We start from the raw sequence: 22,480 nt of genomic DNA, 5'->3' as shown, positions 1-22,480 counted from the left end.
CATACGAGCAAAACGAGTTTTATATGACGAACAAAGACGTAAGCAAAGTTAAGCGCAAAGGCACCTTCAAAAGCGCACCGCTGCCGGTTGAAGCCCACGTGGGCCCGGAACTGGCTGGCGAAGAGCTGGTGAAAGTGGCCGTGGCCGCCCTGGAAGACGTTAAGGCCCAGGACATCCAGGTGCTGGACGTACGCGACAAGCAAAGCATCACCGACTTCATGATCATCGCTACCGGTACTTCCAACCGTCAGATCGGCGCGATGCTCGACAAGGTTCGTGAAGCCGTCAAAGCCCAGGGCGTGAAGCCTCTGGGTGAAGAAGGCAAGGGCGACAGCGACTGGGTACTGCTGGACATGGACGATGTGATCGTTCACATGATGACCTCCAACGCCCGCCAGTTCTACGACCTGGAGCGTCTGTGGAAAGGCGCCGAGCAGAGCCGTGCCGCCGATGGCAAGCACCACAGCCCGGAAGTGGGCCACGCGCACTTCGACAAGCTCAACAAAGACCAGGAATAAGGAACGGCTGTGCGCCTGCGTCTGATCGCTGTCGGTTCACGCATGCCCAAGTGGGTGGAAGAAGGCTGGCACGAGTATGCCAAGCGTCTGCCCGCTGAGCTGTCGCTTGAACTGGTGGAAATACCGCTCAATACCCGGGGCAAGAACGCCGATGTGGCGCGCTTTATCCGCCAGGAAGGCGAAGCCATGCTGGCCAAGGTCGGCCCCAACGAGCGTATCGTCACTCTCGAAGTGCACGGCAAGCCCTGGAGCACCGAGCAGTTGGCGGTGGAACTGGATCGCTGGCGCTTGGATTCGCGTACGGTCAACTTCATGGTCGGTGGCCCCGAGGGGCTGGCGCCGGAAGTCTGTGCGCGAGCCGATCAGCGCTGGTCGTTGTCGGCGCTGACATTGCCGCACCCGTTGGTAAGGATTCTGATCGGTGAACAGCTGTATCGCGCCTGGACAGTCCTGTCCGGGCACCCTTACCACAAATAGTCTGCGCCGCCCCCGATGACCCAGCCGATCCGCATCAAGGACCACGAGAAAGACGCACGTCTGGTACGCGCGCGGGTGGTGTTCGGTGCGATTTTGGTGGTGGTGCTGATGTGTGTGCTGATTGCGCGTCTGTATTTCCTGCAGGTGATCCAGTACGACTATCACTCCACGCTGTCGGAAAACAACCGGGTGCATGTGCAGCCGATTCCGCCGACCCGTGGGCTGATCTTCGACCGCAATGGCGTGGTGGTCGCGGATAACCGCCCCAGCTTCAGCCTGAGCATGACCCGTGAGCGTTCCGGCGACTGGCAGCAGGTGCTCGATGTGATTGTCGAGGTGCTGCAACTGACGCCGGAAGACCGGGTGATCTTCGAGAAACGCATGAAGCAGGGGCGCCGGCCGTTCGAGCCGGTGCCGATCCTGTTCGAGCTGACCGAAGAGCAGATCGCCCGAATCGCCGTGAACCAGTTCCGTCTGCCGGGTGTGGAAGTGGTGGCGCAGTTGGTGCGCCACTATCCGCAAGGGGCGCACTTTGCCCACTCGGTCGGCTATATGGGGCGGATCAACGAGAAAGAGCTTAAAACCCTCGACCCGGTCAATTACAGCGGCACCCATCATATCGGCAAGACCGGCATCGAGCGGTTCTACGAGCCCGAGCTGCACGGCCAGGTGGGTTACGAAGAAGTCGAGACCAACGCCCGCGGCCGCGTCTTGCGCGTGCTCAAGCGCACCGACCCGATACCGGGCAAGGACATTGTGCTGAGCCTGGACATCAAGTTGCAGGAAGCGGCCGAGATGGCCCTGGGTGGTCGGCGTGGCGCCGTGGTGGCGCTGGACCCGAAAACCGGCGAAGTGCTGGCGATGGTCAGTCAGCCGAGTTTCGACCCTAACCTGTTCGTCACCGGCATCAGCTTCAAGGCCTACGCCGAGCTGCGCGACTCCATCGATCGACCGCTGTTCAACCGCGTATTGCGCGGCCTGTATCCACCGGGTTCGACCATCAAGCCGGCGGTGGCGATCGCCGGCCTGGACTCCGGTGTAGTCACGGCCTCCAGCCGGGTCTATGACCCCGGCTACTACATGCTGCCCAACTATGATCACAAATACCGTAACTGGAACCGCTCCGGTGACGGCTATGTCGACCTGGACACCGCGATCATGCGCTCCAACGACACCTATTTTTACGACTTGGCCCACAAGCTGGGGATCGATCGCCTGTCTGCCTACATGGGCAAGTTCGGCCTCGGTCAGAAAGTCTCTCTGGACATGTTCGAAGAGTCTCCCGGCCTGATGCCGTCGCGGGAATGGAAGCGTGCGACGCGCCGTCAGGCATGGTTCCCGGGTGAAACCCTGATCCTGGGGATCGGCCAGGGCTATATGCAGGCCACGCCGCTGCAACTGGCCCAGGCCACGGCGCTGGTGGCCAATAAAGGCATCTGGAACCGGCCGCACCTGGCCAGGACCATCGAAGGCGAAAAGCCGGTAGACGACAACCCGATTCCCGACATTGTGCTGCGCGACCCGTCCGACTGGGCCAAGGTCAACCACGGCATGCAGCAAGTCATGCACGGCGCACGGGGTACCGCACGCAAGGCGGCAGCCGGCGCGCAATACCGCATCGCCGGCAAGAGTGGTACGGCCCAGGTGGTCGCGATCAAGCAGGGCGAAAAATATGACCGTTCCAAGGTTCAGGAGCGTCACCGCGACCACGCCTTGTTTGTCGGCTTCGCCCCGGCTGACGACCCGAAAATCGTGGTCTCGGTGATGGTCGAGAACGGTGAGTCCGGCTCTGGCGTCGCGGCGCCCGTGGTGCGGCAGATCATGGATGCCTGGCTGTTGGCCGAGGATGGCAAGCTCAAGCCCGAGTATGGCGGCCCCCCATCAAGCCCCGAGGTTACGGCCCGTGAAGAGTAATTTTGACCGCATCCTCTCCAGCGAGGATGTGATGCGTCGCCGTGCGACGTTGTTGCAACGCATGCACATTGATGGGCCGCTGCTGATCCTGCTGCTGACCTTGGCGGCCGGCAGCCTGTTCGTGCTGTATTCGGCCAGCGGCAAGAACTGGGACCTGTTGATCAAGCAAGCGTCCTCGTTTGGCCTGGGCCTGTTGTCGATGGTGGTGATCGCCCAGCTTGAACCGCGCTTCATGGCGCGTTGGGTGCCGCTGGGGTATGTCGCCGGCGTGTTGCTGCTGGTGGTGGTGGATGTCATGGGCCATAACGCCATGGGGGCCACGCGCTGGATCAACATTCCCGGGGTGATTCGCTTCCAGCCGTCGGAATTCATGAAGATCCTGATGCCGGCTACCATCGCCTGGTACTTGTCCAAGCGCACCTTGCCGCCACAGCTCAAGCACGTGGTGATCAGCCTGCTTCTAATCGGCGTGCCGTTTATTCTGATCGTGCGCCAGCCTGACCTTGGCACCTCATTGCTGATTTTGGCCGGTGGCGCGTTCGTGCTGTTTATGGGCGGCTTGCGCTGGCGCTGGATCCTCAGCGTGCTGGCCGCTGCCGTCCCCGTGGCCGTGGCCATGTGGTTCTTCTTCATGCACGACTATCAGAAGCAACGGATCCTGACGTTCCTCGACCCGGAGAGCGACCCGCTGGGCACCGGCTGGAACATCATCCAGTCCAAGGCAGCCATCGGTTCCGGCGGCGTATTCGGCAAAGGCTGGTTGCTGGGCACCCAGTCCCATCTGGACTTCTTGCCCGAGAGTCATACCGACTTCATCATCGCGGTGATGGGCGAAGAGTTTGGCCTGGTGGGCATTTGCGCCTTGTTGTTGATCTATCTGCTGTTGATTGGTCGCGGCCTGGTGATTACCGCCCAGGCGCAGACGCTGTTCGGTAAATTGCTTGCCGGCAGCCTGACCATGACTTTTTTTGTTTACGTTTTCGTCAACATCGGTATGGTCAGTGGCCTGCTGCCGGTGGTTGGGGTGCCGTTGCCATTCATTAGCTACGGCGGAACTTCGCTGGTGACATTGCTGTCAGCGTTTGGGGTTTTGATGTCGATTCATACGCATCGCAAGTGGATCGCACAGGTTTGAATAAGGTGAAGATGTCAATGCAAGTAATGCGCGGCTGGGCGACTCGGCATGCGACCTGGATGGGCCTGATTGGGCTGCTGGGGGCAACGCAAGAGGCGCAGGCCGGTGACTACGATGGTTCACCCCAGGTCGCCGAATTTGTCGGTGAGATGACCCGCGACTACGGTTTTGCCGGCGAGCAACTGATGGGCGTGTTCCGCGAAGCCCAGAAAAAGCAGGCGATCCTCGACGCCATTTCCCGCCCCGCCGAACGCGTGAAGCAGTGGAAGGAATATCGCCCGATGTTCCTTACTGACGCACGTATTGCCCGCGGCGTGGACTTCTGGCGTCAGCATGAAGCCGTCCTGGCCCGCGCCGAGCAGGAATACGGCGTGCCGGCCCAGGTCATCGTCTCGATCATCGGCATTGAAACGTTCTACGGCCGCAATACCGGCAGCTATCGGGTGATCGACGCCTTGTCGACCCTGGGCTTCGATTACCCGCCGCGTGCCGAATTCTTCCGCAAGGAGCTGCGCGAATTCCTGCTGCTGGCCCGCGAAGAGCAGGTCGACCCGATGACACTCAAGGGCTCGTACGCCGGTGCGATGGGCTTGCCGCAGTTCATGCCGAGCAGCTTTCGCGCCTATGCGGTGGACTTTGACGGCGACGGCCATATCAATATCTGGAGCAACCCCGACGATGCCATCGGCAGCGTGGCCAGCTACTTCAAGCGTCACGGCTGGGTTGGCGGCGAACCGGTGGTTATCCGCGCCGATGTCACAGGTGAGCGCGCCGATGAAGGCTTGACCCAGGGTATCGAGCCGGTCAAGACCGTCGGGGAGTTGCGAGCGCTGGGCTGGTCGAGTCAGAATGCGCCACGCGACGACATGCCGGTGACGGCATTCCGCCTGGAAGGTGCAAACGGCCCGGAATACTGGATGGGCCTGAAGAATTTCTACGCAATCACGCGTTATAACCGCAGTGTGATGTACGCCATGGCCGTGCATCAGCTGTCAGATGAGCTGGTTCAAGCACGGGGCAACAAGTAATGCGGGTATCGCCGTTCAAAAAACCGCTCAAGCTGGTGGCGTTCGCCGCGTTGTCCTTGCTGGTTGCCAGTTGCTCCACCACCCCTAACCGTGCGCCTGCCAAGAAGGCCGGCGGCACGGTGGTGCGCGCCCAGCCGGGCCTGGACATCAACCGTGCGCACAAAGACGGCGCGCCGTGGTGGGATGTGGATGTCTCGAAAATCCCGGATGCCACGCCGACCCTGCACACCGGCCCCTACAAGGCCAACCCCTACACCGTGCTGGGCAAGAATTACTTCCCGCTGCAGGAATCCAAGACTTACGTGCAGTCCGGCACCGCGTCCTGGTACGGCACCAAGTTTCATGGCCAGAACACCGCCAATGGCGAGGTGTATGACCTGTACGGCATGAGCGCGGCCCACAAGACCCTGCCGTTGCCCAGCTATGTTCGCGTTACCAACCTGGACAACAACCGTACGGTGATCCTGCGGGTCAACGACCGCGGGCCGTTCTATTCGGACCGGATCATCGATTTGTCCTACGCCGCGGCCAAGAAGCTTGGCTACGCCGAAACCGGCACTGCACGGGTGAAAGTCGAGGGCATCGACCCGGCGCAGTACTGGGCTCAGCGCGGCAAGCCGGCGCCGTTGATGCTTAACGAACCGGCAACCCCCCAACCGCAAGTGACGGCCTCGACCGGCAAGATCGAGCAGTGGACGCCGCCGCCGGCGCAACATGCTCCAGATACCGTCGTCGTCCCTCACGCAGCACCGGGCGCCTCGATGGCGGGCGGGCAATACCTGCAGGTCGGCGCTTTCGCCAACCCGGATGCGGCAGAACTGTTAAGGTCCAAGCTCAGCGGTATGGTCAGCGCGCCGGTCTTCATCAGCTCCATCGTGCGTAACCAGCAAACGTTGCACCGTGTACGCATGGGCCCGATCGGTTCGCCAAGTGAAGTGGCGCAAGTGCAGAACAGCGTACGCCTGGCCAACCTGGGGCAACCCAGCGTGGTCACCGCAGAATAAGTAACGGATTGATGGCTCAGGTGCGCCTGCGCGCTTGAGTCCAGGTTGTTGGCTCGTTGAACAATAAAAACCCAGGGGCAAGGGGTGAGCGGGCAACCGAACACGTGACAGTCTGGAAGCGGGCTGTCTGAATAGTTTTGCCCGCGAGGGCAAGTTTCCATAAGCAATTTCGAGAGACGGATGAACATCACCACCTTAGCCAAACGCACGTGCCTGCTTATCTCGCTGATCATCACCCCGGCCGCCTGGGCGGTTGAAATGGTGCCGGCCTCCCCGCAACTGGCCGCCAAGTCGTGGGTCCTCATGGACGCCGCCAGTGGCAACGTGCTGGTCGAAAACGGCGGTGATGTACGCCTGCCGCCAGCCAGCCTGACCAAGCTGATGACTGCCTATATCGCGACCCTGGAAATCCGTCGCGGCCAGATCGGCGAGAACGATCCGGTCACCGTCAGCGAAAACGCCTGGCGTACCGGTGGTTCGCGGATGTTCATCAAAGTCGGCTCGCAAGTCACCGTCAGTGACCTGTTGCACGGCATCATCATCCAGTCCGGCAACGACGCCAGCGTCGCCCTGGCCGAGCACATCGCCGGCAGCGAAGATGCGTTCGCCGACGTGATGAACAAGACTGCCGCCGACCTGGGCATGACCAACAGCCACTTCATGAACCCGACCGGCCTGCCGAACCCAGAGCACTATTCGTCGGCTCACGACATGGCGATCCTGGCGCGCGCGATCATCCGCGTTGACCCGGTGCACTACGCGATCTACTCCCAGAAGGAATTCTTCTGGAACAACATCAAGCAGCCTAACCGCAACCTGCTGCTGTGGCGCGATAAGACTGTCGACGGCCTGAAAACCGGCCACACCGACGAAGCCGGCTACTGCATGGTGTCGTCCGCTGTGCGTGATGGCCAGCGCCTGATCGCCGTGGTATTCGGCACCAACAGCGAACAGGCCCGTGCGGCCGAGACGCAAAAACTTTTGACCTACGGCTTCCGCTTCTTCGAAACCCAGACCTTCTACCAGAAGGGTGCCGAGCTTGCGACCGCGCCGGTATGGAAAGGCGCCACCTCCCAAGTCAAGGCCGGCCTGGCCGACGACCTGACCCTGACCATGCCTAAAGGCCAGCTGAAAAAGCTCGCCGCCAGCATGACCCTGAACCCGCAATTGGTCGCCCCAATCGCCAAGGGCGACGTGATCGGTAAAGTCGAAGTCAAGCTGGACGACAAGGTGGTGCATAGCGCCGACCTGATCGCGCTGGACGCTGTCGAGGAAGGTGGTATCTTCCGCCGCGTATGGGATAGCATCCGTCTATTCTTCTACGGCTTGTTCAACTGATTGTGCGCACCTGCAAAGCCCCGCGTTGATCCAGCGCGGGGCTTTGCCCGTCGCCACGGCTTAGCGCTTACGAGGCTGTTCTGCCATGACCGATAACGAAGTAGAAGTAAAGGCGCCAAAGATCGAATTCCCGGTGACGGATTATCCCGTCAAGGTGATCAGCGATACCGGTGTCGGCCGCAAGGACAAGATTCTCGAAATCGTCAGGAAACACGCGACGATCAACGACAACCGCGTGGACGAGCGTCAAAGCTCCACCGGCAAGTACACCACGATTCAGTTGCACATCGTTGCGACCGATCAGGACCAGCTCTACAACATCAACAGCGAACTGCGGGCCACCGGCTTCGTGCACATGGTGCTGTGATGTCGCACGTTCTGGGCTTTCGCGAGCTCGGCCAGATGGCCTACGAGCCGGTCTGGCATGCCATGCAGCGCTTTACCAACGAGCGCGGCACCTCTGCCCCGGATGAAATCTGGCTGGTGGAACACCCGCCGGTATTCACCCAGGGGCAGGCCGGCAAGGCCGAGCATCTGTTGCTTCCGGGTGATATTCCGGTGGTGCAGGTCGACCGGGGTGGCCAAGTGACTTACCATGGCCCAGGGCAATTGGTGGCTTACCTGTTGCTGGATGTGCGCAAGCTGGGTTTTGGCGTGCGCGACCTGGTCAGCCGCATGGAGGCTTGCCTGATCGAGCTGCTGGCCAGTTATGGCGTGACCGCCGCGGCCAAGCCCGATGCACCCGGTGTGTATGTGGACGGCGCGAAAATCGCCTCTCTGGGGCTGCGTATTCGCCACGGTTGTTCCTTTCATGGCCTGGCCTTGAACGTGGACATGGACCTGGCGCCGTTCCGGCGGATCAACCCGTGCGGTTATGCCGGGCTGGCGATGACCCAACTGAGCGATCATGCCACACCGATTAAATTTGCCGAGGTTAGTGCCCGGCTGCGCGCGCAGCTCGTCAAACACCTCGACTATGCAGAGCAGACGACCCTGACGGGCGGAATCGATTGATATGACTACTGATGTTGTGCAAACCATGATCCCGACGCTGGACATCACTGAGCGTCCAGCCCCGGCCCCGCGTGCCAAGGTGGAAGCCGGCGTCAAGCTGCGCGGCGCCGAGAAGGTTGCACGCATCCCGGTCAAGATCATCCCGACCACCGAACTGCCGAAGAAACCCGACTGGATTCGTGTGCGCATCCCGGTTTCGCCGGAAGTCGACCGTATCAAGTCGCTGCTGCGCAAACACAAACTTCACAGCGTATGCGAAGAAGCCTCCTGCCCGAACCTGGGTGAATGCTTCTCTGGCGGCACCGCCACCTTCATGATCATGGGTGACATCTGCACCCGTCGCTGCCCGTTCTGCGACGTCGGCCACGGCCGTCCGAAGCCGTTGGACGTCAACGAGCCAGAAAGCCTGGCCATCGCCATCGCCGACCTGAAGCTCAAATATGTGGTGATCACCTCGGTAGACCGCGACGACCTGCGTGACGGTGGTGCCCAGCACTTCGCCGACTGCATCCGTGAGATCCGCAAGCTGTCGCCCAACGTGATGCTCGAAACCCTGGTGCCGGACTACCGTGGCCGTATGGACGTGGCGCTGGAAATCACCGCCGCCGAGCCGCCAGATGTGTTCAACCACAACCTGGAAACCGTACCGCGCCTGTACAAGGCTGCGCGTCCGGGTTCGGACTACCAGTGGTCGCTGACCCTGCTGCAGAAATTCAAGCAGATGATGCCGCACATCCCGACCAAATCCGGCTTGATGCTGGGCCTGGGCGAGACCGACGAAGAAGTCATCGAAGTCATGAAGCGCATGCGCGAACACGACATCGACATGCTGACCCTGGGCCAGTACCTGCAACCATCGCGCAGCCACTTGCCGGTGCAGCGTTTCGTGCACCCGGACACCTTCGCCTGGTTCGCCGAGGAAGGTTACAAGATGGGCTTCAAGAACGTGGCGTCGGGCCCGTTGGTGCGTTCTTCGTACCACGCCGATGAGCAGGCCAAGCTGGTCAAGGCGAGCCTGGTTTCGTAAGCCGCCCCCAGAATCAATGTGAAATGCTGGCTTGTGTGGGAGCTGGCTTGCCTGCGATAGCATCACCTCGGTGTCACTGATACACCGAGGCGCTTGCATCGCAGGCAAGCCAGCTCCCACATTTCGTTCTGCGTCATATAGGGAGAACCATGGATGACCGCCGCCGTACCTGCACTGCGCCCCGAAGGCACCTTCGGCCTGATCGCCCCCGCCGGCCCCGCCGCGCTGGATGTTGAAAAAGCCGGGCAATGGATGCGTGCCCGTGGCTACCAATTGCACATTTTCCCTGGGGTGTACGAGCGCGACGGCTACCTCGCGGGCAGCGATGAAGTGCGCCTGCGCGATTTGCATGCCGCCTTCGCCAACCCCGATATCGATGCCATCCTCTGCCTGCGTGGCGGCTATGGCACACCCCGCTTGCTCGACGCGCTGGACTTCGACCTGCTGCGCGCCAACCCCAAACCATTCGTGGGTTACAGCGATATCACCGCGTTGCACCTGGCGATCAACCGTTACGCCGGCTTTGTCACATTCCACGGGCCGATGCTCAATGCCGACCTGCTGGGCGACAAGCAACAGCCAACCGAATCCTCCCTGGTCAGCCTGCTGCGTGGCCAACTGGGCGCCGGCAGCCTGCTTGCGCACCCTGCGGCCTACCCATTGACCACGATCGAGCCAGGCATTGCCTGTGGGCGCTTGCTGGGCGGTAATCTGTCGATGATTGCCGCGACAATGGGCACGCCGTATGAGATAGACGCCGAAGGCATCATCCTGTTTATCGAGGACGTCAACGAGCCGCTTTATCGTATCGACCGCCTGCTGACTCACCTGCGCCTGGCCGGCAAGCTGGCCCAGGTCGCCGGTGTGCTGGTAGGGGATGTGGCGGGTGTGGATAACGGTGCGCTGGAGCGGTTGCTGAAGCAGACCTTCGAACCACTGTGCGTTCCGGTGCTGGCTGGCTGGCGCAGTGGGCATTGCGACCCCAACCTGACGTTGCCAATGGGCGCTTTGGTGCGCTTGGATGCGGGGGAGCAACGGGTGGTGTTGGAGCAGGATGTAGTGTTCAACCCCTGAGTTTTTTACAGTCTGCTAAACCGCAATCGGGGGCTTGCCCCCGATGGCGGTAGTTGCCCTAAGCAGATCTATCGGTCCTGCAGTGATTCCAGCAACTTCACCGTCGGATACCCATCCGCCGGCCAGCCCAACGCCTGCTGCGCCGCGCGAATCGCCTTGCGCGTATTGGCGCCGATAATCCCGTCCGGGTTACCGGCGTCATAGCCCTTGGCGCTGAGCGCCGTTTGCAGGTCGATACGCTGTGAGCGGCTCAGCGGCAGTTCATCTTTGGGCCAACTGCCACGAATCACACCTCCGCCGCCAAATCGCTCCGATAGCAAGCCAACCGCCAATGCATAGGACGACGAATTGTTGTACTTGAGGATGGCGCGGAAGTTATCCAGTACCAGGAATGCCGGGCCACGGTAGCCAGCCGGTAACAGCAGGGCGGCGGACAACTGGTCGACATTGGCCGGCAGGCTCACGCCAGGGGGGAGTTGGATGCCCAGTTGCAGCCATTGCGCCACGGTCTTGCGCACGCCGCCATCGGCCAGGCTGTAGTCGAAGCCCGATGGCAGCGGCTGCACTTCAACGCCCCATGGCTGGCCTTTCTGCCACCCGGAGCTTTGCAGGTAATGCGCCGTGGAGGCGAGGGCGTCGGATGGGCTGTTCCAGATATCGCGACGACCATCACCGTCAAAGTCCACTGCATGGGTGTTATAGGTGGTCGGGATAAACTGCGTCTGGCCCATCGCACCAGCCCAGGAACCTTTCATCTGGTCGGCTTGAATATCACCATGCTGGATGATCTGCAGCGCTGCCAGCAGCTGCGCCTGGGCAAAGGCCGGGCGACGGCCTTCATAGGCCAGGGTGGCCAGGGAGCGGATCACCGAATTATTGCCCTGGAACGCGCCGAAGTTGCTCTCCATGCCCCACACCGAGACCAGTGCCTGGCGGTCGACGCCATAGCGCTGTTCGATGCTTTGCAGAATATCGGCGTACTTGACCAGCAGCGCCTGACCATTGCGCACACGCACCGGTGACAGGGCGCCGTCGAGGTATTCCCACACCGGGCGGGAAAATTCCGGTTGGCTGCGGTCGGCGCGAATCACCGCCATATCAGGGGTAACGCCGGCAAAAGCGTTATCGAACACAGCCGCAGTGATCCCGGCTTGCAGCGCTTGCGCACGGAAGCCAGCCTGCCATTCGGCAAAGGTCTGGGTCGGCTGGATATCAAGATTATCCACTGCCAAGGGGGCAACCACAGCCGGTGCGATAGCCGGTGCCGTCTGGAGCTTGGGCAGGGGCTGAGCGTCCGCGGCGGTAGGTTTTTCCGCGCAGGCGACAAGCAGAATGAGGCTGGAGGCAGCGATCAATTGGCGTAGGTGCCAACGACGAGAAAGACTAGAGGGCATGCACAGGTCCAGGGGGTTACAAATCAGGTACAGACCTTATCATGCCAGAGGGGCGCTTGCCTTCAGGCAGCCAGAAAGTAAGAAGCCTCCCAGCTATTAGACTGGAAGGCTTCGCGGCGGTAGCTGCCTTTGCCCTTGCCGGCGCGTTCCTGACGGCTGCGGAACAGTGGCTGGGCGATGATGGATTTGGCCTTGTTGGGGCCATGCTTGGATGGCTTTTTGCTCATGGTGTCTAGTCTCTGTGGGTGGTGGAGCGGGCAAATAATCTGCCTAAGTTGAGCGGCTGTAAAGCCCCGCGAAGTGTAGGAAAGGTACGCAGGTCAAATGTGGGAGGCGGCTTGCTCCCGATAGCGGTACATCAGTGAAACATAAATTCCTGACACACTGCCATCGGGAGCAAGCCCCCTCCCACATTGGATCTATGGTGTTTTCAAGAGAGGGTTATTCGGCTGGCAGGGTGAGGCGCTGGCCGGCCATCAATAGCGACAAACGGCTCAGGCTCATCCACGGCGAGCCGGCGGCCTGGCCCTTGATCTGCGCATCGATGCGTTGCGCTTCCAGCAACAGTTGCGCCCAGCGTTGCGCCGAGTGCCGTTGCAGGGCTTTGCTCATCAGCGGTTTGCGCTTGTCCCACACCGGTGGCCTGGCCTGGCTGAAGCATTTGTCCAGCGGTGTGCCCTGGCTGTATTGCAAGGCGATATTCGCCAGTACTCGCAGCTCCCGGGCCAGGGCCCAGAGGATCACCGGCGGTTCCACCCCTTCGCCACGCAAACCTTCAAGCATACGCAGCGCGTGGGCGGGCTCACCGTTGAGGATCGCATCGACCAGGCCGAACACATCAAAGCGAGCGCTATCGGCCACTGCGCCTTGTACGGTTTCGACGGTGATCTGCCCATCCTCGGCCATCAGCTTGAGCTTTTCGATCTCCTGGGCGGCGGCAAGCAGGTTGCCCTCGACCCGGGCGGCGATCAGCTCCACGGCATCTTGTGTCGCCGCCAGCCCCGATTGTGACAGGCGCTGACGAATCCACTGCGGCAACTGGTTGCTGTCCACAGGCCAGATCTGGATGAACTGGGTTTGCGCACCTTCTACCAGTGCCTTGCCCCACTTGGTTTTCTGCGCGCTGCCGTCGAGCTTGGGCAGGCTGATCAGCAGCACGGTGTCTTCGGCAAGGCGCGAGCAGTATTCCATCAGCGCCGCCGCACCTTTGTCGCCCGGCTTGCCCGAGGGCAGGCGCAGCTCCAGCAAGCGCTTTTCGGCAAACAGCGACATGCTCGCGCCGGCTTGCAGCAGGGTGCCCCAGTCGAAACTGGCGTCAGCACTGAATACCTGGCGTTCATCGAAACCTTGCTGGCGCGCGGCAGTGCGGATAGCGTCGGCCGCTTCCTGGCACAGCAACGGGTCATCACCGCTGACGATATAGACAGGCGCGAGGCCACCTTGCAGGTGTTTGGCGAGTTGGGCGGGGGCGAGTTTCATAGGCAGGGCGAACGGGGCGCCAGGGGCGCCCCGTCTGGTTTACTCGACAGGAACTTCAACAGGCGATTGTTTCGGCGTGTTGTCTTCATACTCTTGCGCGGCTTTCAGGGCATCGGCGTCAGCCTTGGCCTTGTTGTCGGCGGTTTGCTGCAGAGCGGCGAGCTTTTCCGGGGTCAGCATTTGCAGGCGAGTCATCATGCGCTGGATCAGCTCACGACGCATTTCCTTGCGCACCTGGAGGGTCTCGGAGTCCGAACCCACCAGGTTATTGCCATCGTGGCTCACGACTTTCTGCACCTGGATCTTGTCACCCATCAGCGGCAACTGATCGCGACCCTGTACTTCGAAGTAGAGCGCAGTGTTCAACTCCACATCGGACGCACGGCCAGCACTGGCGTAGCTGATATTGCGCTGGGTTTCTCTCTCATCCGTCAGGATCAGTTTGTAGGTCGCACCGTTGTACACGTGCACGCCGCTGTTCTCCAGGGTCTGGCGCAGCTGGGTGACGGTTTCGCCGTAGGCGTTGCGGGCGCTGACGTCGAGTTCCTTGAGCGACAGCTCGTTGGTGCCGGTGCCGCGCAGCTGGAAGCCGCAAGCGCTCAGCAGCACGGCAAGGCCCATAACCAGCAGATTGCGTTTGATCATTTTGTTGCTCCCCTTGAAACCAGGTGGGCCTTATCCAGGCCCTAAAGGTTTAGTTCGGCGCAGGGCCCAAGCCCCGCGCCCGATCCGATTTAGCTGGCGACGATGTTGACCAGTTTGCCGGGCACCACGATCACTTTGCGGATCGTCAAGCCTTCGGTAAAGCGCAGCACGTTTTCGTTGATGCGCGCAGCCGCTTCGACCTCTTCACGGCTGGCACTGGCCGGCATGTCGATCTGGCCGCGCAGTTTACCGTTAACCTGGATGACCAGTTGCAGCGTGTCCTGAACCAGGGCGCTGTCATCCTGTACCGGCCAGGCGGCATCGATGACGGCGCCGCTGTGGCCCAGGCGGTTCCACAGGTCGTGGCTGATATGCGGCGTGATCGGTGCGAGCAGCAGGGTAACCGTTTCCAGGCCCTCGTGAATCAGCGCGCGATCAAGTTCGGTGGCCTGCGGGGCTTTTTCCAGCACGTTCATCAGTGTCATCACCTGGGCGATGGCGGTGTTGAACTTGTGGTTCTGCCCTACGTCCAGGCTCGCCTGGCGGATGGCCAGGTGAGTGCTGCGACGAATGGCTTTCTGCTCGTCGTTCAAGGCCGCGACGTCCAGCTTGCCCGGCAAGCCCTGGCTGACATGGGCATGGGCCAGGCGCCAGACGCGCTTGAGGAAGCGGTGCGAGCCTTCGACGCCGGAGTCGGACCATTCGGCGCTCATGTCGGGCGGCGAGGCGAACATCATGAACAGGCGGCAGGTATCGGCGCCGAACTGGTCGATCATCGACTGTGGGTCGACGCCGTTGTTCTTGGACTTGGCCATCTTCTCGGTGCCACCGATTTCCACCGGCAGGCCGTCGGCTTTCAGTTTGGCACTGATCACCTTGGCTTTGCTGTCACGCTCAAGTTCGACGTCCGCCGGGTTGAACCAGGTGTAGGCGCCATTGGCTTCGCGACGATAGTAGGTGTCGGCGATCACCATGCCCTGGGTCAGCAGGTTCTTGAACGGCTCATCGGAGCTCACCAGGCCTTCGTCACGCATCAGCTTGTGGAAGAAGCGCGCGTACAGCAGATGGAGAATGGCGTGTTCGATACCGCCGATGTACTGATCAACCGGCAGCCAATGGTCGGCTGCGGATTTCTCCACCAGACCACCTTCATAGTGCGGCGAGGCGTAACGGGCGTAGTACCAGGAGGACTCCACGAAGGTGTCCATGGTGTCGGTTTCACGCTTGGCCGGTGCGCCGCATTTCGGGCAGTTGCACTCGTAGAACTCGGGCATGCGCGCCAATGGCGAGCCAGCGCCATCCGGCACTACATCTTCAGGCAGCACGACCGGCAGTTGGTCTTCCGGTACCGGTACATCGCCACAGGTTTGGCAGTGGATGATCGGGATCGGGCAGCCCCAGTAGCGCTGGCGGCTGATACCCCAGTCGCGCAGGCGGAACTGGGTGCGCGAGGCACCGAGGTTCTTCTTGATCAGCGCGACTTCGATGGCGTCGAAGGCGCCCTGGAAGTCCAGGCCGTCAAATTCGCCGGAGTTGATCAGGGTGCCGTGCTCGCCGTAGGCGTCTTGCCACGGGGCTGGGTTGGTGTCGCCCGAGCTGGTACGTACTACCGACTTGATCGGCAGGCTGTATTTGGTGGCGAATTCGAAATCGCGCTCGTCGTGGGCCGGCACGGCCATGACGGCGCCGTCGCCGTAGTGCATCAGCACATAGTTGGCGACCCATACCGGCAGTTTCTCGCCGGTCAGCGGGTGCTCGACGAACAGGCCGGTCGGCAGGCCTTTTTTCTCCTGGGTGGCGACGTCGGCTTCCGCCACGCTGCCGCCCTTGCATTCGGCGATGAACGCCTGCAGCTCGGGGTTGTTCTGTGCAGCCTGGGTGGCCAGCGGGTGTTCGGCGGCGACCGCGACGTAAGTCGCGCCCATCAGCGTATCCGGACGGGTGGTAAAGACTTTCAGGGCGCCCGCTTCGCCGATGGAATCGACGTTATACGGGAACTGCACTTCCATGCCCTTGGATTTGCCGATCCAGTTGCGCTGCATGGTCTTGACCTGTTCAGGCCAGCCCGGCAGGTCGTCGAGGCTCGACAACAGTTCATCCGCGTAGGCGGTGATCTTGAAGTAGTACATCGGGATTTCGCGCTTTTCGATCAGCGCGCCGGAGCGCCAGCCGCGACCGTCGATGACCTGCTCGTTGGCCAGTACGGTCTGGTCGATCGGGTCCCAGTTCACGGTGCCGCTCTTTTTGTAGATCACACCTTTTTCGAACAGGCGCGTGAACAGCCATTGTTCCCAACGGTAGTAGTCCGGCTTGCAGGTGGTGACCTCGCGGGACCAGTCCACCGCCAGGCCCAGGCTGCGCAGCTGGGTCTTCATGTAGGCGATGTTTTCGTAGGTCCACTTGGCGGGCGCCACGTTGTTTTTCATCGCGGCGTTTTCCGCCGGCATACCGAAGGCGTCCCAACCCATGGGTTGCAGGACGTTTTTGCCGAGCATGCGCTGGTAGCGGGAAATCACGTCGCCGATGGTGTAGTTACGCACGTGCCCCATGTGTAGCTTGCCGCTGGGGTAAGGGAACATCGATAGGCAGTAGTAAGTCTCCTTGCCTGGCTGTTCGCTGACTTCAAAGGACTTTTGCTCGTCCCAGAAGGTTTGTGCGGCATTTTCTATTTCACGGGGCTGATATTGTTCGTGCATGGCTACTTTTGAACTGAATAGGGGTGGCCTAATCCTCTTCGGTGCATAGTCCGGGTTGTTCGACACCAGAAAGTGGCGCGTCCGTGCCCAAACCCTGCGGGAAGTGGAGTTACAGGAAGCGCCGTAGCATACATGACCCCACTCTATCGAGGGAAACCCTGATTGCGCGGCAAGGGCCGTCTGTCGCGGCACCGGGCAGGTGCAGCAACGGGGGCTACGCTGTTTATTGGGGAGCAAGTATTTCTTCAATGAGGTGAGGGGATGGTTGAATCGCAGCGAACTCTAACGAAACCGCAATTGTATGAAGGACTGATCGACCGTTTGGGTCGGGCATTGGATGCTGCAAGAACCGCAGGCCGATTGCGTGATGAGCGGCCTCTGGAGCTGGAGTTGCGAGGCTTGAGCCAGGCAGAGCTTGAATTGATCAGGACTTACCTGGAGTTGAATCAACACCGCGCCTCTCATGGGCAGGCCTCCCCGCCAGCCCAGGAGCCTCCTCGTTCGGCCAAGGTCATTTGGCTCAAAGACTTGGCGGCCGGTCGCGGCCCGGAAAGGTCCCGGTCCGTACGGTGCAAGTGAAGCACAGTACTATCCATTAACGTTGTCGAAACAGGCTGGTAAAGATTGTCGCTTGATCGCGTTGCATTTAGGCTTCGGGCATCTTTGGAGATGCCCGATGCCTTTTCGTTATTTCATCAAACAATTGCTGTTGCCGCCCGGCATTTTTTTGTTGTTGTTGGCGTGTGCCTGGTGGTTTCGCCGTAGCCGCCCGCGCCTGGCCGGGGTGTGCTTTGCCCTGGGGCTGGGCGGGATGTGGTTGATCAGCCTGCCGGTGATGGTGCAATGGGGCGCCCGTGCGCTTGAGACAGCGCCGCCATTGGCTCGCGAAGACTGGGCCACGCTCGCCCAGCGCGCCGATGCGATTGTGGTGTTGGGCTCCGGGCGCGAGCGTGGGGACATCGCCTGGGGCAGCGACCAGCCCACCGGCGTTGGTCTTGAGCGTGAGCGTTATGCGGCGCGACTGGCCAAGGCGTCAGGGTTGCCGGTGCTGACCAGCGGCGGTTTGCATTACGGCACGCCGCCCAGTGAAGCCGAACTGATGGCCGTTTCGATGCAGGATGACTTTGGCGTCAGCGTGCGCTGGAAGGAAGAGCGCAGCCGTACCACCTGGGAAAACGCCCAGATGAGCGCCGAAATTCTGCTGCCCCAAGGCATCAAGCGTGTGGTGGTGGTGACGCAGGCCTGGCATATGCCGCGTTCGGTGTGGAGTTTTGAGAAAGCCGGTTTCACCGTGGTGCCTGGGCCGGTGGGCTTTCTGGGTGTAGACCATGGCCGGCCGCTGGGCGGGTGGATGCCGGAGGTCAAGGCGGTGTGGCAGAGCGGGCAGTTGATCAATGAAGCGGTGGGGCAGGTGGGGTATCGGTTGTTCTACCGGTAGGTGCAACACAGGAAATCAATTGTGGGAGCTGGCTCCCACAGGTCAGAGCGTTTTGGACATCCGCCCAGCCAGCAGCGCCCAGCCAAACAACCCCAGGCACACGATGATCAACGGCCACGAACGCCACTGCAGGTACGGCGTGAGGTTGTGCATCGGTACCACTTCGCCGTAAAGAATGCCGCGCTCGAACTGCGGGATCTGTGCGGTGATCTGCCCAAACGGGTTGATCAGCCCGGTCACGCCGTTATTGGTGGCGCGGATCATCCAGCGCCCGGCTTCCAGTGCACGCATCTGCGCCATTTGCAGGTGCTGCAATGGGCCGATGGAGCGACCGAACCAGGTGTCGTTGCTGATAGTCAGCAGCAGGTCGCTCTGGGCCGACAGGCCGGCAGCGAATTCCGGGTACACCACTTCATAGCAAATGAACGGCGCAATCTGATAGCCCTTGGCCTGAAGCATGGCCTGGTCTGAAGGGCCACGGGCGAAGTCCGACATCGGCAGGTCGAAGAACGCAATCAGCCCGCGCAGCATGTCCTGCAACGGCACGTATTCGCCAAACGGCACCAGCTTTTGCTTGAGATAGGTGCCGTCACCTTCGCCGACTACGGTAATGCCATTGAAGTAGCGCTTCTCATGGTGCACTTCCTGGCGAATCGGTACCCCGGTAATCAGTGCGGTGTTCCGGTCGGCGGCAAACTTGCCCATCATGCCCAGGTAGCCCTCGACCGACTCCTTGAGTACCGGCACGGCGGTTTCCGGCCATACCAGCAGGTCGACACGCTTGGAACTCAGGCTCATGTCGCGGTACAGCGCCAACTGTGCATTGAGCTGGTCGGGGTCCCACTTCATGCTTTGCTCGACGTTGCCCTGGATGGCGGCGACGCTTAGCGGTTCGCCGGAGGGCGAGGTCCAGGCGTGGTGCTTGAGCGCCAGGCCGATGGCCCAGGGGGCGACCAGCAACACCAGGCCCGCACCAATGAAGGCGTTGCGCTTGCTTGCCAGCAGGCGCGGCAGGTTGCACAGCAGGGCTGCCGTGAGTGCCAGCGCGAAGGAAATCAGCCACATTCCGCCCAGCGGCGCGAGGCCGGTCAGCGGGCCGTCGAGTTGGCTGTAACCGGAGTACAACCAGGGGAAACCGGTGAGGAACCAGCCACGAAATGCTTCCTGGCCAACCCATAACGCGGCGAAGGTCAGGGCATCCGCCAATGGTGCTTCATTGCGGCGCAGCCAGCGCGCCCACAACCAGGCGGGCAGGGCAAAGAACCAGGCGATGGCGGCGGTAAACAGCAGCATCAGGAACCCCGCCAGCAACACCGAAGCGCCGCCGAAGTGGTGAATGCTGTAGTAGATCCAGCTGGTGCCGGCGCCAAACAGGCCGAAACCGAAACACCAGCCGCGGCCCAGGGCCTGGCGGGGTGTCAGCTCCCGCAGGCCGATATAGAACAGGCCGACCGCTACCAGAGCCAACGGCCAGATATCGAACGGCGCCAGCGCCAGGGTAGTGATGGCGCCGGCCACCACGGCCAGCAAGTTACCGGGCCAGCCGGGGCGGTTCAGGCGCTGCATGTAGGGGTGGGTCATCAGCTATTTCCTGTATCGCGCCGGGCCTGCTGCGGCACAGGGCAAGGCGCGAGGAGTGTGGTTTGGTTTTTCCAAATGAACGACGAGTAACGCAGCCCTGTGTCGCAGCAGGCCCGGCCCTTCGGGTTGTCCCTGAGAGCGGGCCATACTGCGTTGCAGGCCTTGAAAAGGGAATGCCATTCCCTGCGGCCTGCGCCTTGCCTGGCCCGCTCTCAGGGGCAACGCGACACAGGAAATAGCTGATGCCCCACCCCTTCCTTAGCGGGCAATAGGTGTCAAACGGATCAGATGGATACGACGACTATCGGCATTCAAAATGCGGAAGCGATAGGCGCCAATCTCGGTGGTTTCGTTACGCTTGGGCAGATGCCCGAACGCACTCATCACCAGGCCGCCGACCGTGTCGAACTCATCGTCGGAGAATTCGCTGTCGAAGAACTCGTTGAAGTTCTCGATCGGCGTCAGCGCCTTGACCAGGAAGTCACCGCTGGGCAGCGGCTTGATGTAGCTGTCTTCTTCGACGTCGTGCTCGTCTTCGATATCGCCGACGATCTGTTCCAGCACGTCTTCGATGGTCACCAGGCCAGCCACGCCGCCGTATTCGTCGATCACAATGGCCATGTGATTGTGGTTGGCGCGAAATTCGCGCAGCAGCACATTCAGGCGCTTGGATTCAGGTACGAAGGTGGCCGGACGCAGCAGGTCCTTGATGTTGAAGCTGTCGCCATTCTCCTTGAGGATCAGCGGCAACAGGTCCTTGGCCAGCAAAACACCCATGACATCATCATGGCTTTCACCGATCACCGGGTAGCGCGAGTGCGCCGAGTCGATCACGGCCGGGAGGAATTCCCGTGGGGTCTGGGTCGCCTTGATGCTGATCATCTGCGAGCGCGGGACCATGATGTCCCGTACTTGCAGGTCAGCCACCTGGATGGCGCCTTCGACGATGGCCAGCGCTTCGCTGTCCAGCAACTTGTTCTGGTGGGCCTCGCGCAGCAGCTCCAGCAGCTCCTGGCGGTTTTTCGGCTCGTGGGCAAAAGCCTGGGTCAGTTTACCCAGCCATGACTTCTGCCCGTTGCTCGATCGGTCTTCGCTCATAGCGATTACTCTAAATCCTTTGATATGACAGTTGAGTGTTGATCAGCTTTCGTCGTCTGCGTACGGGTCGCGGTGACCCAGTTCGGCAAGCAACGTTCGTTCCAGTGCTTCCATTTCCTCGGCTTCATCATCGTCTATATGGTCGTAACCCAAGAGATGCAAGCAGCCGTGGATGACTAGATGGGCCCAATGGGCCTCAAGTTCCTTGCCTTGTTCCTTTGCCTCGCGCTCGACCACCTCGACGCAGATCACCAGATCGCCCAGCAGTGGGATATCCAGCAACTCGTCGGGTACGTCGGCGGGGAAGGACAGCACGTTGGTCGCGTAGTCTTTTTGACGCCAGGTGTGGTTCAGCTCGCGGCCTTCGGGCTCATCCACCAGACGAATGGTCAGTTCCGAATCTGCGGTGCGCTGGCGCAGGGCCAGGGTGCACCAGTGCCGGAGCTGTGCTTCGCTGGGGGCGGGCGCTTCGGTGGCAAGCTGCAGGTCTAGCTCAAGCATCGCCGCGAACATCCCTGGCCGGTGCGTCATCCTTGTGGTCGAAACGCTCATAGGCTTCTACGATGCGCTGCACCAGCGGGTGACGCACCACGTCCTTGGGCATGAAATGCGTGAAGCTGATGCCCGGCACATCCTTGAGTACCTCGATCACCTGCGCCAGCCCCGACTTGGTGCCCTTGGGCAGGTCGACCTGGGTGACGTCACCGGTGATCACGGCGGTAGAGCCGAAACCGATGCGGGTGAGGAACATCTTCATCTGCTCGACGGTGGTGTTCTGGCTTTCGTCGAGGATGATGAAGCTGTTGTTCAAGGTGCGGCCACGCATGTAGGCCAGCGGGGCGATTTCGATCACCTGGCGCTCGATCAGCTTGGCCACGTATTCAAAGCCGAGCATCTCGTACAGCGCGTCGTAGAGCGGGCGCAGGTACGGGTCGATCTTCTGGGCCAGGTCGCCGGGCAGGAAGCCGAGCTTTTCACCCGCTTCGACCGCCGGGCGCACCAGCAGGATGCGCCGCACTTGCTCGCGCTCCAGGGCATCCACCGCACAGGCGACGGCCAGGTAAGTCTTGCCGGTACCGGCTGGGCCGATGCCGAAGTTGATGTCGTTGCCGAGGATTTCCTTGACGTACTTCTGCTGATTCAAGCCGCGTGGGCGAATCATGCCTTTTTTGGTACGCAGGGCCACGCTGGCTTCGGCCACCGGGTTGTTGGCCAGGTCCTCCACGGCTGATTCCTGCAGGTACAGGTGCACCGTCTCCGGCGACAGCTCACTACCCTTGGTTTCGCGGTAGAGGCGACGCAGCAGGTTTTCTGCAGACGTGGTGTGTTGGGGTTCACCAATGAGCTCGAACTGATTGCCGCGGTTGCGGATCTCGATGCTCAGGCGTTGTTCGATCAGGCGCAGGTGCTCGTCGAACTGTCCGCACAGGTTGGCGAAACGGCGAGCCTCAAACGGCTCGAGGAGAAAACGATGGGGTTCTGCTATGGGTGCGTTCAAGGTTGCTTTTAGCCGCCCTTTGGCTGATGAGGTGAGAGAGAGAATAACGCCAGGCGCCGGTGTGCGAAAGCACTTAAATAGCCTGGCCCCACTCTCGATAACCATGAAGAACTCCTGTGGGA

The 22,480-nt window shown here is 61.2% G+C and carries 22 protein-coding genes; 13 read left to right on the top strand and 9 right to left on the bottom strand.

Going from position 1 to position 22,480, the window contains the following annotated elements; translation table 11 throughout:
* The first annotated feature begins 23 nt into the window (after window positions 1–23).
* The 11 genes from rsfS to IH404_RS24925 all read left to right on the top strand — a co-directional run bounded on the left by rsfS (window position 24) and on the right by IH404_RS24925 (window position 10,529).
* Entirely contained in the window at window positions 24–518 is a 495-nt protein-coding gene (rsfS, locus tag IH404_RS24975; protein ID WP_003176298.1) for a ribosome silencing factor, read from the top strand.
* 9 nt (window positions 519–527) lie between these two features.
* Window positions 528–995 (top strand): 23S rRNA (pseudouridine(1915)-N(3))-methyltransferase RlmH, encoded by a 468-nt coding sequence (rlmH, locus tag IH404_RS24970; protein WP_003176297.1) that lies wholly within the window; start codon window positions 528–530, stop codon window positions 993–995.
* Window positions 996–1,010: 15 nt separating this feature from the next.
* The gene (gene mrdA / locus IH404_RS24965) at window positions 1,011–2,909 is read left to right on the top strand and encodes a penicillin-binding protein 2 (protein WP_005791763.1); all 1,899 of its coding nucleotides are present in this window, start codon (window positions 1,011–1,013) and stop codon (window positions 2,907–2,909) included.
* A gap of 31 nt (window positions 2,910–2,940) precedes the next feature.
* Complete coding sequence (rodA, locus tag IH404_RS24960) at window positions 2,941–4,044, top strand: rod shape-determining protein RodA (protein WP_050549432.1); 1,104 nt, start codon at window positions 2,941–2,943, stop codon at window positions 4,042–4,044.
* A gap of 17 nt (window positions 4,045–4,061) precedes the next feature.
* Entirely contained in the window at window positions 4,062–5,072 is a 1,011-nt protein-coding gene (mltB, locus tag IH404_RS24955) for a lytic murein transglycosylase B (protein ID WP_005791758.1), read from the top strand.
* Entirely contained in the window at window positions 5,072–6,076 is a 1,005-nt protein-coding gene (locus IH404_RS24950) for a septal ring lytic transglycosylase RlpA family protein (protein ID WP_103734857.1), read from the top strand. Before mltB ends, IH404_RS24950 begins: the two co-directional genes overlap by 1 nt.
* A gap of 180 nt (window positions 6,077–6,256) precedes the next feature.
* Window positions 6,257–7,414, top strand: coding sequence for a D-alanyl-D-alanine carboxypeptidase family protein (locus IH404_RS24945; RefSeq protein ID WP_005791754.1), 1,158 nt, complete (start codon window positions 6,257–6,259; stop codon window positions 7,412–7,414).
* An 85-nt stretch (window positions 7,415–7,499) separates the two neighbouring features.
* Window positions 7,500–7,781, top strand: coding sequence for a DUF493 domain-containing protein (locus IH404_RS24940; RefSeq protein WP_194439325.1), 282 nt, complete (start codon window positions 7,500–7,502; stop codon window positions 7,779–7,781).
* Window positions 7,781–8,428 carry a lipoyl(octanoyl) transferase LipB gene (gene lipB, locus IH404_RS24935; RefSeq protein ID WP_032879294.1) on the top strand — a complete coding sequence of 216 codons (648 nt, stop codon included), beginning with the start codon at window positions 7,781–7,783 and terminating at the stop codon, window positions 8,426–8,428. Before IH404_RS24940 ends, lipB begins: the two co-directional genes overlap by 1 nt.
* A 25-nt stretch (window positions 8,429–8,453) precedes the next feature.
* Entirely contained in the window at window positions 8,454–9,455 is a 1,002-nt protein-coding gene (gene lipA, locus IH404_RS24930; protein WP_161794304.1) for a lipoyl synthase, read from the top strand.
* Window positions 9,456–9,608: 153 nt separating this feature from the next.
* On the top strand, window positions 9,609–10,529 hold the full coding sequence (locus tag IH404_RS24925; RefSeq protein WP_194439323.1) for an LD-carboxypeptidase: 921 nt from the start codon (window positions 9,609–9,611) through the stop codon (window positions 10,527–10,529).
* 68 nt (window positions 10,530–10,597) lie between these two features.
* Here IH404_RS24925 and IH404_RS24920 read toward each other — a convergent pair whose 3' ends face one another.
* The 5 genes from IH404_RS24920 to leuS form a co-directional block, all read right to left on the bottom strand.
* Complete coding sequence (locus IH404_RS24920) at window positions 10,598–11,923, bottom strand: lytic murein transglycosylase (protein ID WP_148854014.1); 1,326 nt, start codon at window positions 11,921–11,923, stop codon at window positions 10,598–10,600.
* Window positions 11,924–11,985: 62 nt separating this feature from the next.
* Window positions 11,986–12,150 (bottom strand): alternative ribosome rescue factor ArfA, encoded by a 165-nt coding sequence (gene arfA, locus IH404_RS24915; RefSeq protein WP_003176285.1) that lies wholly within the window; start codon window positions 12,148–12,150, stop codon window positions 11,986–11,988.
* 214 nt (window positions 12,151–12,364) lie between these two features.
* The gene (gene holA / locus IH404_RS24910) at window positions 12,365–13,402 is read right to left on the bottom strand and encodes a DNA polymerase III subunit delta (RefSeq protein WP_194439321.1); all 1,038 of its coding nucleotides are present in this window, start codon (window positions 13,400–13,402) and stop codon (window positions 12,365–12,367) included.
* A 39-nt stretch (window positions 13,403–13,441) separates the two neighbouring features.
* Complete coding sequence (gene lptE / locus IH404_RS24905) at window positions 13,442–14,047, bottom strand: LPS assembly lipoprotein LptE (RefSeq protein ID WP_005791734.1); 606 nt, start codon at window positions 14,045–14,047, stop codon at window positions 13,442–13,444.
* A gap of 89 nt (window positions 14,048–14,136) precedes the next feature.
* Window positions 14,137–16,743: a leucine--tRNA ligase gene (gene leuS / locus IH404_RS24900; protein WP_005791732.1), complete on the bottom strand. Its 2,607-nt coding sequence runs from the start codon at window positions 16,741–16,743 to the stop codon at window positions 14,137–14,139.
* Between the two features lie 261 nt (window positions 16,744–17,004).
* Between leuS and IH404_RS27935 the strand changes: the two genes are divergently transcribed.
* Window positions 17,005–17,322, top strand: coding sequence for a hypothetical protein (locus IH404_RS27935; RefSeq protein ID WP_005791730.1), 318 nt, complete (start codon window positions 17,005–17,007; stop codon window positions 17,320–17,322).
* Window positions 17,323–17,419: 97 nt separating this feature from the next.
* Complete coding sequence (locus IH404_RS24895; protein ID WP_005791728.1) at window positions 17,420–18,181, top strand: YdcF family protein; 762 nt, start codon at window positions 17,420–17,422, stop codon at window positions 18,179–18,181.
* Between the two features lie 42 nt (window positions 18,182–18,223).
* On the opposite strand, the gene lnt is transcribed toward IH404_RS24895, so the two are convergent.
* The 4 genes from lnt to IH404_RS24875 form a co-directional block, all read right to left on the bottom strand.
* Window positions 18,224–19,747, bottom strand: a complete 1,524-nt coding sequence (lnt, locus tag IH404_RS24890; RefSeq protein ID WP_005791726.1) for an apolipoprotein N-acyltransferase — start codon at window positions 19,745–19,747, stop codon at window positions 18,224–18,226.
* Between the two features lie 273 nt (window positions 19,748–20,020).
* The gene (locus IH404_RS24885) at window positions 20,021–20,860 is read right to left on the bottom strand and encodes an HlyC/CorC family transporter (RefSeq protein WP_005791724.1); all 840 of its coding nucleotides are present in this window, start codon (window positions 20,858–20,860) and stop codon (window positions 20,021–20,023) included.
* 42 nt (window positions 20,861–20,902) lie between these two features.
* A complete protein-coding gene (gene ybeY / locus IH404_RS24880; protein ID WP_194439319.1) occupies window positions 20,903–21,361 on the bottom strand; it encodes an rRNA maturation RNase YbeY in 459 nt (152 codons plus the stop codon).
* Entirely contained in the window at window positions 21,354–22,358 is a 1,005-nt protein-coding gene (locus IH404_RS24875) for a PhoH family protein (RefSeq protein ID WP_005791720.1), read from the bottom strand. The genes ybeY and IH404_RS24875 overlap by 8 nt, the downstream gene beginning before the upstream one ends.
* Window positions 22,359–22,480 lie beyond the last annotated feature (122 nt).

The organism is Pseudomonas sp. OST1909 (assembly GCF_015277575.1).
Classification (GTDB): Bacteria; Pseudomonadota; Gammaproteobacteria; order Pseudomonadales; family Pseudomonadaceae; genus Aquipseudomonas; species Aquipseudomonas synxantha_A.
This window is presented reverse-complemented; position numbering and strand designations above follow the sequence as displayed.